The sequence below is a fragment of the Neobacillus cucumis genome (genome assembly GCF_002860255.1).
GTDB classification, from domain to species: Bacteria; Bacillota; Bacilli; order Bacillales; family Cytobacillaceae; genus Neobacillus; species Neobacillus cucumis_A.
Genome location: NZ_PGVE01000088.1, coordinates 35,655 through 47,630, shown reverse-complemented (window position 1 = coordinate 47,630; position 11,976 = coordinate 35,655). Strand labels below are relative to the sequence as shown.

17 protein-coding genes are annotated in these 11,976 nt (G+C 36.2%); 9 read left to right on the top strand and 8 right to left on the bottom strand.

Going from position 1 to position 11,976, the window contains the following annotated elements; genetic code table 11:
• The first annotated feature begins 168 nt into the window (after positions 1 to 168).
• Positions 169 to 540 carry a MazG nucleotide pyrophosphohydrolase domain-containing protein gene (locus CVD27_RS23085; RefSeq protein WP_101650828.1) on the top strand — a complete coding sequence of 124 codons (372 nt, stop codon included), beginning with the start codon at positions 169 to 171 and terminating at the stop codon, positions 538 to 540.
• 129 nt (positions 541 to 669) lie between these two features.
• Here the strand turns inward: CVD27_RS23085 and CVD27_RS23080 are convergent, their stop codons facing one another.
• The 5 genes from CVD27_RS23080 to CVD27_RS23060 form a co-directional block, all read right to left on the bottom strand.
• Positions 670 to 1,815, bottom strand: coding sequence for an ABC transporter permease (locus tag CVD27_RS23080; RefSeq protein ID WP_101650826.1), 1,146 nt, complete (start codon positions 1,813 to 1,815; stop codon positions 670 to 672).
• Between the two features lies 1 nt (position 1,816).
• A complete protein-coding gene (locus tag CVD27_RS23075; protein WP_101650825.1) occupies positions 1,817 to 2,935 on the bottom strand; it encodes an ABC transporter permease in 1,119 nt (372 codons plus the stop codon).
• 12 nt (positions 2,936 to 2,947) lie between these two features.
• Complete coding sequence (locus tag CVD27_RS23070; protein WP_101650821.1) at positions 2,948 to 3,883, bottom strand: ABC transporter ATP-binding protein; 936 nt, start codon at positions 3,881 to 3,883, stop codon at positions 2,948 to 2,950.
• Positions 3,884 to 4,038: 155 nt separating this feature from the next.
• Entirely contained in the window at positions 4,039 to 5,145 is a 1,107-nt protein-coding gene (locus CVD27_RS23065; RefSeq protein WP_101650819.1) for a sensor histidine kinase, read from the bottom strand.
• Between the two features lie 12 nt (positions 5,146 to 5,157).
• On the bottom strand, positions 5,158 to 5,796 hold the full coding sequence (locus tag CVD27_RS23060) for a response regulator (protein ID WP_101650914.1): 639 nt from the start codon (positions 5,794 to 5,796) through the stop codon (positions 5,158 to 5,160).
• A 204-nt stretch (positions 5,797 to 6,000) separates the two neighbouring features.
• Between CVD27_RS23060 and CVD27_RS23050 the strand changes: the two genes are divergently transcribed.
• From CVD27_RS23050 to CVD27_RS23025, 8 genes are all read left to right on the top strand, one after another.
• Positions 6,001 to 6,618, top strand: a complete 618-nt coding sequence (locus CVD27_RS23050; protein ID WP_257984467.1) for a peroxiredoxin — start codon at positions 6,001 to 6,003, stop codon at positions 6,616 to 6,618.
• 127 nt (positions 6,619 to 6,745) lie between these two features.
• The gene (locus CVD27_RS28360) at positions 6,746 to 6,922 is read left to right on the top strand and encodes a hypothetical protein (protein WP_180960413.1); all 177 of its coding nucleotides are present in this window, start codon (positions 6,746 to 6,748) and stop codon (positions 6,920 to 6,922) included.
• Positions 6,923 to 7,148: 226 nt separating this feature from the next.
• Complete coding sequence (locus CVD27_RS23045) at positions 7,149 to 7,514, top strand: putative zinc-binding protein (protein ID WP_101650814.1); 366 nt, start codon at positions 7,149 to 7,151, stop codon at positions 7,512 to 7,514.
• Between the two features lie 120 nt (positions 7,515 to 7,634).
• A complete protein-coding gene (locus CVD27_RS28355; protein ID WP_180960412.1) occupies positions 7,635 to 7,778 on the top strand; it encodes a hypothetical protein in 144 nt (47 codons plus the stop codon).
• A gap of 303 nt (positions 7,779 to 8,081) precedes the next feature.
• Positions 8,082 to 8,354 (top strand): autorepressor SdpR family transcription factor, encoded by a 273-nt coding sequence (locus CVD27_RS23040; RefSeq protein WP_101650813.1) that lies wholly within the window; start codon positions 8,082 to 8,084, stop codon positions 8,352 to 8,354.
• 1 nt (position 8,355) lies between these two features.
• The gene (locus CVD27_RS23035) at positions 8,356 to 8,982 is read left to right on the top strand and encodes an SdpI family protein (RefSeq protein ID WP_180960411.1); all 627 of its coding nucleotides are present in this window, start codon (positions 8,356 to 8,358) and stop codon (positions 8,980 to 8,982) included.
• Between the two features lie 183 nt (positions 8,983 to 9,165).
• Complete coding sequence (locus CVD27_RS23030; protein ID WP_101650809.1) at positions 9,166 to 9,711, top strand: YitT family protein; 546 nt, start codon at positions 9,166 to 9,168, stop codon at positions 9,709 to 9,711.
• A gap of 127 nt (positions 9,712 to 9,838) precedes the next feature.
• The gene (locus CVD27_RS23025; protein WP_101650807.1) at positions 9,839 to 10,219 is read left to right on the top strand and encodes a VOC family protein; all 381 of its coding nucleotides are present in this window, start codon (positions 9,839 to 9,841) and stop codon (positions 10,217 to 10,219) included.
• A 46-nt stretch (positions 10,220 to 10,265) separates the two neighbouring features.
• Here CVD27_RS23025 and CVD27_RS28350 read toward each other — a convergent pair whose 3' ends face one another.
• From CVD27_RS28350 to CVD27_RS23015, 3 genes are all read right to left on the bottom strand, one after another.
• Complete coding sequence (locus tag CVD27_RS28350) at positions 10,266 to 10,406, bottom strand: hypothetical protein (RefSeq protein ID WP_180960410.1); 141 nt, start codon at positions 10,404 to 10,406, stop codon at positions 10,266 to 10,268.
• Positions 10,407 to 10,595: 189 nt separating this feature from the next.
• Positions 10,596 to 11,234, bottom strand: coding sequence for a FusB/FusC family EF-G-binding protein (locus tag CVD27_RS23020; RefSeq protein ID WP_101650805.1), 639 nt, complete (start codon positions 11,232 to 11,234; stop codon positions 10,596 to 10,598).
• 131 nt (positions 11,235 to 11,365) lie between these two features.
• A complete protein-coding gene (locus tag CVD27_RS23015; RefSeq protein WP_101650803.1) occupies positions 11,366 to 11,629 on the bottom strand; it encodes a CD3324 family protein in 264 nt (87 codons plus the stop codon).
• Between the last annotated feature and the right edge of the window lie 347 nt (positions 11,630 to 11,976).

Sequence of the window (11,976 nt, the reverse complement as noted above, 5' to 3'; positions counted from 1 at the left end):
AAGTAGTCTTGATGGCAGTCTTGTTTTGCAAGGCTGTTTTTTATTTTATTAAACAACCACTTGACTTCCCGAAAGATTATATTCTTAAAAAGTAGTATATTAGATAGGGATGTTTAAGTGAAATGCTTAAGGTTAAGTAATAGAAAAAATCATCTTAGAGGTGCGGTTATGAGGGATATTCAATTATTTTTAAAAACGTTTCAAAAAGAGATGGACTGGGAAATATCGAACGAAAATTATAAGGAATCAAAATCATCCATATTAAATAACTATATGCTTCTTACTACTGAAGTCAGTGAGGTTGCGGAAGAATTTCGGTCGATTTTCAACAAAACTATTAAACTCGTAAAAGAGGAAGGTTATAGTGAAAATGAGGCATTCAAAACTGCTAAAGAAATGCATAAAGATAATATTGGAAAAGAAATATCCGATTGCATCGCCTATCTGGTGAAGTTCGCGAACTATCTCGATATTGATTTAGAGGATAGTTTTTACAGCAAAATGGAGGAAGTGAGGACAAGAGTCAATAAAGATCAGTAATTATAGAGATGGATACTGCACTTGATTTTTAAATATAAGTGTTTATCTGGTGGATCAGCTAGTGACTATTCAAGTACCATAATATGAAAACTCGCCGTCCATCCAAAACGGCGAGCATTTCTATCGTTTTTAAATAAAACTCCTCACATTATTATTCCTGCTAAACTTATATATCGCAATCATGAAGAACACAAGAGCGAAGGCCAATAAGGTTACCAGATTCAAGGACAAACTGCTAAGCGTATGTCCTTTTTGCAGCTCCGAAATGGTGTCAAGCAGCCATCTTTGCGGCAGAAAATCTGCAATTTTTTGTGCTGCCTTTGGCATAATTTCCACTGGCCAGAAGCAGCCGGCTAGCAAACAGGTAGGTGTCATGATTAGATTTTGCAAGGCGCTTGCGGAATTCGAGTTGGTGGCAAAGGCAGTAATAACCAATGATAAACCGACAGAGACAAGCGAGAAAAACATCATCACACCAATCATTTCCCAGAAAGGGACTCCAGCTGAAATGCCAAAGCCTTTTGTCATAACTGTTAAGGTGACAACCACTTGAATGGTCATAATGATCATATTGACAATCACATTAGATAGAACATACTGTTTACCGTCGATCGGTGCCGACATAATCCGGAAATAGGTGAGGTTTTCTTTTTCTTTTAAAATCAATTCAGAAAGGCCGCCTGCAGAGTTGAGCATGATCATCAGTAGAAAGCCAATCGTCTGAATGGTCATATCGTGGTTATTAGATGTATCTTTTAAAGAATGGGTAGATACTTTATACTTCGACTCTTGGTAATTTTGATAGAGAGTATTAAAAACCGTTACATCTCCATTGGCAGCAGTGCTTAAAGAGGAGAGGTTACCAATATAGTTGTTAAGGTAGGCCTTAATATAACTCGTGACCTGTGCCCCTTTAATCGAGACGATCTGCACCTCCGGCTTTTCACCGTTCATGATTGCTTGTGAAAAACCTCGTTCGAGGATAATCACACAATCCAAGGAGCCGGAAGAGATTTTATTTTTGACCTCAGATTCTACTAGTTTACTTGTCTTTACATTATTTAAACTGCCGATAAAACTGGCGGTATTTTTTGAAATGGCAGTCTGATCCAAATCAACGATACCAGTCTGGAGATAGGTGGGACCTGTTCTGCCGTATGCCAAGAAGGCAATGAAAATACCCAGTAAAGGCACAAGCACGTAAGCAAGGATTTTTCGCTTATTTAAAAAGATGGAACGTAATGAATTGGCCACCAGCCACATGATTTCTTTCATCCTAGAGCCCCTCCCGTTTTCTGAATGCAACAATGGCGATCAACAGGAAAACCAAAGCTATTCCTATATTTAATGAAATCGCAGGCAGTGCTGCGGTTAAATCATTGTTATAAATAATTTTTGTTAACGCATCTCTTGCCCATGTCAGTGGAGATAAATTCATCATGAGCTTCAGAACCCCGTCGGCGTTGTCAATCCTGAAATACGCCCCGCCAAAAAAGGCAGCAAGCTGCAGGACGACCATGACAATGGTTTGCATCCCTTGATCCGTTTTAATGATATAGCTGAGGCCGAGCCCAAAGCTGACGGCAAGAAACACGAGCGTGAATAGAATGAGCACTACCATTCCGGGATGACTGCCCCAATTGGCACCAAAAGCAAAACGGCTAAATGCCATTACTAGCAAGATGCAAACAAAGTTTATACCGATTCCTCCTAAAATTTTACCAAGAAAAATTTCCATTTTGTTGATAGGTGCTATGGCGAGTCGAATGGCTGTGTTCCGTCTTCTTTCCCCTCGGATCAGTGAACTGGCGGAAATGGCACTGTATAAGGCGATCATTGTCGTCATTGCCATCGCATAATAATCCATGGATCCAGGTGCTTTGTCTGCATTTAAGGAGGTTTCTTTTACATAGTTTCTCGAGGTACTGGCCAAAATGGCTTGCATTTGTTCGGGTTTTTCCTTTGCTACCTCGGTAATCAAATTGTATTTATCGGTAAAAGCTGTCAGCATGCCTTCGACGATACTTGCTTGGATGCTATTTCGCTCGCTTCCGTAAAATTGAATTCCTCTATCTGTTATTTCCACATAGGCATCATAGTGATTTTGCTTTACTTCAAGCTTTCCGTTTGTACTTTCAGAAGCTTTTAAGAAATGAATGTCTTGCTTTTTGGCTTCTTTAATAAAGTTTTGGAAAGGGGAAGAGAAGCTGTTATCATTTTTTTCGATATATAAAACATTGATTTTTCCTATTTTAACAGTCCTGTCAAAGGTATTGGATAAAGCAGTTCCGAGAATCAGCATTAACACGATAGGGAAGGCCAGCATAAACACCAATGTCCTTATATCTCGGATATTGCGTTTGAATTCATTAAGAGCAATATTGATGATATTCACGATAAATTCCTCCTAATCTCTTAAGTTTCTGCCGGTTAAAGTAAGAAAGACGGTTTCGAGGTTTGGTGCCTGCTCCTGGAGTGAGCGGATTTCCATTCCTCTATTAATGAAAAACTGAATCATTTGGTTTAAGTTGTTGACTTCAGATTGGGAGTTAATTTTCACAACGTTTTCCTCGATGGAAATGGAATTAACACCTTTAATCTCCTTTAAGGGAGTTTCATCAAGATTTTCTGTGTTTTTCACTTCTATCCAAATATCCTTTGTATCCGTAATGATCGCTTTCAACTGTGCCTTTGTACCTTCAGCAATCACCTTACCATGATCAACGATGGCAATCCTTGAACAAATTTCTTCTACTTCTTCCATGTAGTGGCTTGTGTAAATAACGGTACAGCCCATTTCATTCAATTTACGGACAGAGGTTAAAATGTAGTTTCGTGATTGTGGATCGATGCCAACTGTTGGTTCATCCATAATAATCAGCTTTGGCCGGTGGGCAATTGCACAAGCGATATTCAATCGTCGTTTCATCCCGCCGGAAAAGTTCTTTGGATGGCTTTTTTGTTTATCTAGCAGCCCGACAAACTCCAGTGCCTCTTCGACCCGTTCTTTCAATTCTGTTCCTCTCATTCCGTATAATCCTGCAAAAAATCTCACATTCTCGTAAGCTGTCATATCCTCATAAATGGCCAGATCCTGTGGTACAATCCCGATGTTCATCTTGGCAAACTTACTATGTGTAGCAATGTTCTTGCCAAGGATATGGATTTCCCCACTGTTACTTCGTAAAAGACCTGAAACCATATTAATCGTTGTACTCTTGCCAGCCCCATTGGATCCAAGAAAACCAAAAATCTCACCTTCTTGAATCGCTAAGGACATATTATCAACAGCAATAAAATCGCCAAATTTCTTCGTTAAATTTTTAATCTCCAACACGTGCATAAAACTCACCTCATATGGGATGGTGCCTTTCGCGGTGCCTGACACCATTTCCTGTATTTGTAATTTAATTATAAGGAAAAGGGTGAACTAACATAAGTGCATTAGTTCACCCTTTATACATGAGAAATTTCATGTTTTTCATATGAATGCTTTCATTAGGCGAGGGGGAGGAGGGTGGTGACAGAGAATCCATTGGTTCCATCGACGATAACTGTGCCTTTTATGGAGGCAGTCCGTTCTTCCATGCCTACGATGCCGAGCCCTTTTACCACTTTGCCGGAGCCAATCCCTTTACCGTTATCGCGGACCTCGACCCGAACTAGCTTATTCAATACCTGAATATCAATCGAAATTTCCGACGCACCAGAGTATTTTAATGAATTCGTGAGGGCTTCGGTGATATTCTCAGCCATAATATTCCATTGAATAGGGGTAATCAAATCGATGTTTCCTTTGTAAACAAACGGCATTCGCAACTGGTGCTGGATGGAAAACTCCTCAATAAACAGTTTTAGGCGCTGCAAGCCAATTTGTTCGGTTGGAGGCTTCATATTTTTCAAGGTAATCCTAATATCCTCGATTCCTTCTTTTGATATGTTTATCGCATTCTGAAGCAACTCCACGGCCTTAGTCTGATCAATTGCCATAAGAGTTTTTGCTGCCTCCATTTGAATCAGCGCACCAGACATGGAGTGTCCGATGCTGTCATGAATCTGCTGGGAAATTCGGTTGCGTTCCTCTAAGCGATAGGTATATTCCGATTGCCTTATGTATTCTTTATTTTCATTAAGGCTTTTGGAGAGCCGCTGCATATCAACTCGCATCTTATCAAGCGTATTCTCATATTTAATTAATCTTTTCGAGTAATGGCTGGCCATAAAATACACTACAAAGCAGAAAAGGGCTATTAGTCCGTATATCGTCTGTAGCTGAGGGACAAGGAATACCGGCAGCATTCCCACTAACAACAACCACCACTTTTTTTCAAAAAATGGCCAGGCAATCTCATAAACATTATTTGGAATAAGCATTAAGAATAACGAATCCACTTCCCGAAACGAAATAAAAATGAGTACCATTGACACGAGATGAATGCCTCTCTTCATATTTTCAGATGGTACAAGATAAAGGGTAATATTCATACTGATATAAAGTAATATTGAAAGGACAATCCAAGCTAGGTTACTGGTTTCTGATTGGACATAGGAAAAGCTGAGAAAAAGAATGATAATAAGCTTGCTGAAAATGATCCATAATTCCATCATTTGGTCCTCTTAATCTACTGAGCCAGTAAGAAAGTATATGGCAATTTGTGTTCGATGCTCCAAGCCAGTTTTACCTAGAATAGAGGTAATATAGTTGGCAACGGTGCCTTCCGATATAAACAGCTCCTTAGAGATCGCCTTGTTGGAATAACCCTTTGCAATCAATGTCATAATGTCCATTTCACGCTCGGTGAACAGGCTGGCATCCACCTTGGACTCCGGTTTTGTATTGCCAGTTATTTTGGATTTAACCTTTTCGAGCACAACATCCTGCATAACAGTGTTGCCAAAGTAAACACTTTTAATGGCATCGCGGATCCGTTCCGGGTCAGTATTTTTCAATAAGTAGCCTTTTGCACCATTCTTAATTGCATCCATAATGTACTCATCGTCATCAAAGGTTGTTAGAATCATCGGTTTCGTCTTTGTTGTTTCCATGAGAACCTTGGTCGCTTCAACTCCATTCATATGAGGCATCCTTACATCCAGAAGCGCAATGTCCACATGATGATTTTGACAATATTCAACGGCTTCCTTACCATCATCTACGGTTGCCAGCACTTCAAATTCTCCGTAAGTACTTAGAATAATCTTCATGCCTTCACGAATAAACGAATTATCATCTGCAATCAAAATTTTAATATTCATATTACAGCAGAACTTGTCTGCCATTCACATCCTTAAATTGGTATTCACTAATTTAAACATAACAGAAAGAGGGTTTTTTGAGGAGTAGTTATGAATCAAAAGTTAAATGAACAAAAAGAAATAGGCTCAATTGGACAATGACCCAAACATACAATATTTATTGAAAAATATCCCTATTCAGTTGAAAGGAATTGAGGTGGAAAAATGGAAAATAAAAGGGAAGATTATGTATTAGATGATAGTGTACAACCATTTTGTGCACAAACAACTGATTTTGCACCATCATTTATTGCAGAAGCATATGACAATGTTGCTAAGAAATTCAAAGAGGTTAATCTTGAAAGTTATCGTGGAAAATGGGTCATTTTATTTTTTTATCCCAGTAATTTTACATTTGTTTGACCAACAGAGCTGGCAGCGGTCGCTGCTATTTATGATCAACTGAAGTATATAAATACAGAAGTCCTTGCAATCAGTACTGACAGTGTATATTCCCACAAAATATTTACTGAGTTATCTCCTTCTGTTCAGAAGGTAACTTTTCCACTATTAAGTGACCGAACACATAAAATTAGTAAAGCATACAGAGTGCTTAATGACAAAGAGGGGGCTCCATTAAGAGCAACCATTATTATAGACCCAGAAGGAAAAATAGTGACCAAATTCGTAAATCCAATGGAAGTTGGCCGAAATGCATATGAAATTTTAAGGGTCATTCAAGGGATACAATATGCTAGAAGGACTCAAGAAGGGGTCCCAGCTAATTGGGTTCCAGGGCAGCCTGGAATTATTAGAGATCCAAATTACATTGGGAAAATTTAAAGCTATTTAAATTTTCCTTATTTCTTATTAAAATAGAAAAATATAAATCTATGTTCAAGCTAGCTCCTTAAAGAAACTTGTCTCATTGGTATTGTATCCCAGTAAAATTAGAAAAAGGTGTAAGTTTATGAAAGATTTCCATTGCTGCGCTACATGCCAGCATTTTAAAGCTGAGAAAAAAGCAGAAGGAATGAAATATTATTGTAGCCGCTTAGGTTATGAAACAAAAACGAACTATAAATTTAATTGTTGGACTCCAACGAAGCAAGTGATTAACTTAATGAATAAGAAAAATCCTTCATAAAAGTACAGTTAAATTAATATTAAGGTGAAGTGTGGTTGGGGGGACAATTGCTAGGTATTTCCGTTCCGTTTTCTGCGTTATAAAGTCCATTTTTACATTTTAATTTATTGAAAAGTGATATTATTCACGGAATTTAGAAAACTAATAGATTAAAATCATTCTTAGTTATTCTTTAGGGGCTTTTTTCCTGGAAGATAATAACAATGAAAAACGGAGGGAACAAACAATGAAAAAGACGGATCTACCTATAGTATATTCGTGTTCTGGCTGTTCGTCAGCTGCCCAAACTGCTAATTTGATTGCAATAAAAATGGATCGAGAAAAAGTGGCAGAAATGTCCTGTATTGCTGGTGTAGGCGGTGATGTCAAACCATTAGTCCGAACAGCAAAATCAGGAAGAGAGATCCTTGCCATTGATGGTTGTCCATTAGCCTGTTGTAAAAGTTCTTTAGCGAGACATAATGTCCAACCTAAACATCATTTTGTACTTTCTGACTTTGATGTACCTAAGATAAATGGTGAAGACCCTGATCCAAACTTGTATATAAGTACATACAAACGCATTATAGAACTTACGAATAATATTTCTTAATCTGTAATTTTTAATGAAAACATATTGTAAAAAATTTATTACATGATTGATATTAAAGTGACAAGCTGTTCCCTCATATATTCTAATGCGGAAGAATTAATTGGAAGGGAGCGATGAGTAATGGTTTTTCTTTGGCTATTACTTGCGATCGTAGTGGTTGGAATTGTATTTTCCTTCAGGATGAAAAAATCGAGAGTAAAGCAGGAAGAACTTCAAAGCGAGGAAACAATAGAAAGGCTGCCAAAATTTAAATTTGACGAATAAAAAAGCATTTAAGAGTGACAAAGTGATACCTAAAAAAGGGGATACTGAAATTTCAGTATCCCTTTTTTGTGGAAGTTTCAGAAAATCAAGGGGTTTATATACCGTAGAGTTTTCTGATTTCACACATATTTAGTATAACTAAAATAAACATTTATATTTATTTTTCTTAGTTAATAATAGATATTTAGAAAAATATCTAAATAATTATTTACTTTTTTTTACTGTAGACATATTATATATTTAGATAATTATCTAAATAACTAAGAAGGAAGTTAGTTTCTTTACAGGAAAAGAGGGTTTGACATGAATGATGCTTTTAAGGCATTGTCCGATCCAAGCAGAAGGAAAATTCTCCACTTATTAAAAAAGGAAGACCTTTCGGCAGGAGAAATTGCTGACCATTTTAATATGTCAAAGCCAAGCATTTCTCACCACTTAAATTTATTAAAACAAGCAAATTTAGTGGAATCGGAAAAAAAGGGGCAACAGATAATTTATTCCTTAAATACGAGTGTGTTTGAAGATGTGGTTACCTGGTTTATGGATTTTTTGAAAAAAGATGAAGAGGGGAATTAAAATGAAAAGGCACTGGTTTGGTTTCTTTTTAATAGTATTGGTTGTAATTGGCACATGTGTATCCTATCCATATTTACCTGAACAGGTGGGAACTCATTGGAACTATAAAGGAGTACCAGATCGATTTGCTAATAAATCTTACGGATTATTTTTATTGCCTGCGGTGATGCTTGTTTTGTATCTTCTAACCATGATATTGCCCAAAATTGATCCAAAGAAAAGTAATTATGAACGATTTCAAGTTACGTATTTTCGTATTATGAACGGTATTCTTATTTTTCTATTCCTATTTCAAGCTGCGCAAATTACAAGCAGTTTAGGAATAGTGAATCCAAAATACGTAGTTCCAGAACTTGTAGGCCTCTTATTTATGTTTATTGGCAATTTAAGTCCAAAATTTAAACCTAATTACTTTGTTGGAATTCGAACACCGTGGACGTTGGCAAGTGAAGAGGTATGGAAAAAAACCCATAGATTTGGCGGGAAGGTTTTTGTTATCTCGGGTTTGTTGCTGTTATTAGTTCCTGTTATCCCAGCTGGAATCCAAGCATACTACTGTTTGGCAGTTATTGTAATTTGTATAGCTTTAATGGTTTTATCTTCTTACTATTATTTTATTAAAATGTAGGCCCCCTTAATTGGGGGTTTTTTCGTACGTATGACTCTCAAAAACATAATAGAGTCATAACATAAAAATTAATTTTTATAACAGATTGTTATTACTTTTTTAACAATATTCTTAATTTCAAGATACCGACATATTTATAGAGTAAAAAGACAGGACAAGGTGATCGTTATTTTTCAGAGATTAATGGCTACTATTATTGGGAGCTTTCTTTTAGGAATTGGGGTAAACGGATTTCTTGTGCCTAATCATTTAATCGACGGTGGGCTCCTAGGAATTGCATTAATCCTTCATTACTTCTTTGATTTTCAGACTGGCATTACAATGGTGGCATTGAGTCTTCCTATCTGTTTAATCGCCTCAACAAATGAAAGAGGGTATTTTTTTAGCAATTTACAAGGGTTGTTGTTTTCTTCTTTATTTATTGATTTACTTGCTCCCCTTCGTTCTCAAATTTTCGTTTCAAACCTTTCAAGTGCATTAATAGGAGGAGTAATTATAGGGACGGGTGTAGGTCTATTGCTTCGATATAAGACAAGTACTGGAGGAACGGACTTACTCGCTAAAATGATTTCTGGAATTTTTTCACTAAATATAGCATTTGTCATCATTTTGATTGATGGACTAATTGTTTTGGCAGGTTTTACTGTCCTGTCATTAGATAGCTTTCTATATTCTTGCTTGGCTATTAGTACGGTTGGTTTTACAACATCCTTGATTGATGGGGATTGATCTTGTTAAGTTGAAGAACATAAAAACAGGGAGGAAGACAAACGATTAACTACATAATTACAGTAAATATTGGAAATAGATGTTAAAATTGATATAATTCAAGAAAGATGATAAGGGAGTGAAATAAATGATTAGCAAAGTTGGTCAAATCATGTTGTATGTAAATAACCAAGATGATGCAGTGAAATTTTGGACGGAAAATGTAGGATTTAGTGTAATTTCTGAAGAAGATAATGGTCAGGGAATGAGATGGATTGAAATTGCTCCAAAAAAGGATGCAGATACAAGTATCATTCTACACAATAAGGAATTCGTTGCTAAAATGTCACCTGGATTAAATCTTGGTACACCTTCTTTAATGTTTTTCACAGAGAATCTCGAACAATTACATAATGAATTAACAAATAAAAATATCACAGTGGGAGAAATTGTTAATATGCCCTCTGGAAGAGTATTTAATTTCGCAGATAGGGAAGAAAATTACTTTGCAGTAATGGAAAAAAAGTAAGTTACATGAAATTTTAATTTACGTTTACCTACGAGAAGAACACCAATCAGTGTCGCGGGAGCCAGAATACATCCAACCTATTTCGGTAGGTAACGGCAGCTGGTGGTACAGGTGGTGGTGGAATAATGGGACCGATTAGTGGTGTATGCCATGGGTGGTAGTGAGGTAAAATGATATAATAATACATGAAAATCCTCCTTTTATCTAGAGTCACAGTAGACTATGACCGTTCACCTGCATATGATTGGATGGAAGCCTAGATCTGATAGTTTTATCTGAATTTTCTAGACTTATAACTAATTGCATCAGAATGAAACAACCAGCTGTCTTTAGCAGCTGGTTGTTATTGAGTGATAAAAGCAGGTAATTATATTACTCATTTCATAATTAACGAAATAAAGTCAGTTAGCCTATCTAGAGACGTTAAATTAAAATTGCACTTATGGCTGTACTGGCAAATATAATTCCCTTTTTTGGTAAATGTACCTTGTATCGCTCCTTTTTTTTCAACCAAAAACATTCCTACTTCTTCTAATTTATTACATATGGTACAAATTCCTTTTTTATTTAATGGTTTAAAATGACCTTGGATACCTATAGGCCTATTATCAAGATAGGTGATAATATACTTTTTTTGTGAACCCTTATCATCAAAACCCAAGTACGATAATTCTAGTAAATTGGCGGAATCTAATGGTGGAAGCTTTAATTTTTTCACCTTAGGCAATAATTTTTTTGCTGTTTGGAGTGTTACATCTTTAAAGGGGATAACATATACACGTAATTTTCTTAAAAATGCCTCTGCTTGTTCTTTATTTTCAATTTCTATAATTGGGTGGATTAGCAATCTTTTCTCGATACTCATCTCAGGGAACAAACACATGACCTTTTCGTTAGTTAGTGATTTTAAAGCCTGTAAAACAGCTCGATCATTAACGGAAGAGTGGGCATTGATCAGTTTTTGTGTTTGTTCTTTTATATAATGAAATTGATCTGCTCTGATAAATGGTTCCATTTTATTCACTCCTATTAATTCCTCCTTTTACTCTATATAAATAAGTAAGTGAATAAAATGGAGAGTTTGATTATGAATCAAACTCACCATACGAATAAGCACCGATGAGAATTCATCAGTGCTTCGTACGTTTATTTGGTGTATACAATTTTTTTGATGGTTTCGGGAGAAAGGCAATATTGGTCAGCCAACTGTTCAATAGACCTTCCATTTTTAAATAATTTCTTTATAGCCATATTGCGTTCATCAAGCATTTTTCTAGACCCTGAACGAATTCCCCATTTTTGATAGGAGTCTTCAAGTTTAGGAATATAAATGGTTTCCCCTTGTACATACTTTTGAATTTCTGATATCAGCTCATCAGGCAAAATAGCTGTTGCTTTCACATACGCCATTGATCCCAGCTCCTTATTCTTTAGTTTGAAAAATAAGGTGCAAAGCTTGGGTATCAGAAAAGCTTACTTGGGCGATTAATAAAATCCCCTCATGCAAAGTATCGCCTTTCAAATACCAGGCTTTGCATGAGTAGCTGAAGTAACCGGCGTATTGTTTTTTCCTGCCATTACATCACCCCCTAAAATTTTCATTTCCTACACATTTAGAATGAATTCCATTATATAAAAATTTATAAATATTTTCTATAATTCCATAATTAAAGGAAGGAACTATTCTTAGAAAAAGAAACATATCCTATTATATATATGTGTTGTAAAATTAAGAGCAAGAATTTATATATTAAAGG